Annotated in this window: 1 protein-coding gene; it reads left to right on the forward strand. The window is 38.0% G+C overall.

Features of this window, described 5'->3' with window-relative positions; genetic code table 11:
* Nucleotides 1-255: transposase (locus tag ACYQ2O_RS13455; protein ID WP_459771551.1), on the forward strand; the 255-nt coding region annotated here is incomplete at both ends.

Raw genomic sequence — 255 nt, forward strand, 5'->3', positions numbered from 1 at the left:
ATCCCATGAAAAACCGTGAATTGAAACCTGGCTATAATCTTCAAGTTGCTTCTAGTAATCAATACGTCATTGACTACGATATCTTTTCAAATCCTACGGATACGCGAACGCTACTTCCATTTTTATCAGCCATTTCTACACTGGACTTATTCAAATATATTGTCGCAGATGCTGGATATGGCAGTGAAGAAAACTATGAATCCATCATCGATGACTATGAAAAGATCCCTTTGATCCCTTACGGCATGTATAACG

The organism is Alkalibacterium sp. m-11 (assembly GCF_054658155.1).